We start from the raw sequence: 1,420 nt of genomic DNA, 5'->3' as shown, positions 1-1,420 counted from the left end.
TGGTGATGCTCAGGGTGAGGTCGTTGTCGGCGAGGTTGCGCAGGATGTTGCGGCTCTGCTGGAGGGTGCCGGGGGCGGCGATGATGAGTTCGAGGGCGGTGCGGGCGGCTTGCTGTTCGGAGAGGGTCTCGCGGGTGAGGCCGAAGATGATGGTGCGCAGGTTGTCGGCGAAGACGTCGGTGATGGAGAGTTCGGGGCAGAGGTGGCGGATGGATCCTTCGAGGTTGGCGAAGGATTTGCCGAGGAGGGCGATGACGGGGCTGGAGCGGATGCCGCGGCGGGTGGCGCAGACGAGGACGGCGGTGAGGGTGACACCGAAGTCGAGATCGTCCAGGGATGCGGAGGTGACTTTCGGGACGAGGGCGCTCATGTCGGTGCGGAATCCGGCGAGGTCGGCCCAGGGGGTGGGGTTGCCCATCTCGGCCCAGGTCCGTGCCAGGCCGGGGCCGTCGCCTGCGGCGGCATTGAGCAGGACGAGGACGAGGCTTCGGCTGATGGTGGCATCGATGCGGCCGACCATGCCCCAGTCGATCAGGTGGGCGGGGTGGCCGGGGGCGACGAACAGGTTGCCGGGGTGGGGGTCGGCGTGGAAGTAGCGGTCGAGGAAGTACCCGCGGTACATGAACGCCATCAGGTCCCGGGCGATGCCGGTGCGCTCGTCGGCGGTGAACGCGGCGGGGTCGGCGTCGCGCACGGACGTGCCGGGGGCCAGCGACTGCACCAGGACCCGCCGGGTGGGAGCGAGGAGGACCCGGGGCACGGTCAGGTGCTCGAACCCGGCGGTCAAGCCGAGGGCGTGGCGCATGTTGGCGGCCTCCCGACGGAAGTCGCTCTCGTCCCGCATGGCGTCGAAGAGCACGCCGAGCATGGCCGGCACGTCGACGACCGCGGTGAAGCGGGGCGCTGCCCGAACGACCAGACGCGCCGCGCGGCGCAGAACGGCCATGTCCTGGGCCATGACCTGAGCGACACCGGGGCGCTGAATCTTCACCGCCGCCGCCGTGCCGTCCGCCAGATCGGCGCGGTAGACCTGGGCCAGCGACGCTGCGCCGAGCGGCGTTTCGGTGTCGATGTCGCGGAACAGGCGCGGCCAGCGGGGGCCGAACTCGGCGGCCAGGACGGGCTCGAAGACGTCGAAGGGGAGCGGGGTGACCTGGTCGTGGAGCAGGCGGAGTTCCTCGATCATCGCCTCGGGCACGAAGTCGGGGCGGGTTGAGAGGATCTGGCCGACCTTGATGTAGAAGGGGCCCAGCGACTGCAAGGCCTCCCGCACCGCCCGCGCCCGCCCGCTCTCCTCCTCGTGCTTCCCGCTGCCCTTGCGCCCGGGGCGCCGCAACTCGTCGGCGAGCAGACGCCCCAGGACCCCCGAGACGTAGAGCGCACGAGCGGACACACAGCCTCCAGAGACAGGGCGGCCACG

Annotated in this window: 1 protein-coding gene; it reads right to left on the bottom strand. The window is 71.0% G+C overall.

Going from position 1 to position 1,420, the window contains the following annotated elements; all coding sequences use genetic code 11:
• The coding region (locus AC07BF_RS37820) for an ABC1 kinase family protein (protein WP_478334609.1) at window positions 1-1,393 on the bottom strand (1,393 nt) is incomplete at its 3' end.
• Window positions 1,394-1,420: the final 27 nt, after the last annotated feature.

This window comes from Kitasatospora sp. NPDC043950 (assembly GCF_056435345.1).
The sequence above is the reverse complement of the archived record's forward strand: the minus strand, read 5'-3'. Positions and strand labels throughout refer to the sequence as shown.